A 293-nucleotide genomic window follows, 5' to 3' on the forward strand; every position below is an offset into this window, starting at 1 on the left:
TACGCGGGTTCCGGCGACGCCCCGCACTGAGTGGGACCGCCGGCGCTCCGACGATGGGGCGACCGCCCGCCTCAGCTCTCGTTGCGGTGATCGCGTTTGCCCTGGTTCTTGCGGTCTCGCGTACTGACGCTGCCCTGGATCGAGGCCAGGCGACTTTCGGCCGCATGGAGTTCCTGCGCCTTGTGCGCCGCCTGCGTGGACTGGTAGCCAGGTGCCGGCATGCTCGTGCCGCCCTCATCGATCTGTTGCCACGGCTTGGGCGCGCGCGCTTCGGCATTGTGCTGATCTAGCAG

1 protein-coding gene is annotated in these 293 nt (G+C 68.6%); it reads right to left on the reverse strand.

Annotated elements, in window-relative coordinates; translation table 11 throughout:
* Positions 1-71: 71 nt before the first annotated feature.
* Positions 72-293, reverse strand: a 222-nt coding sequence (locus SB719_RS19560) for a hypothetical protein (protein WP_412159653.1), incomplete at its 5' end; no start/stop codon positions are given.

Source organism: Pantoea sp. SIMBA_079 (assembly GCF_046940275.1).
GTDB classification, from domain to species: Bacteria; Pseudomonadota; Gammaproteobacteria; order Enterobacterales; family Enterobacteriaceae; genus Pantoea; species Pantoea borealis.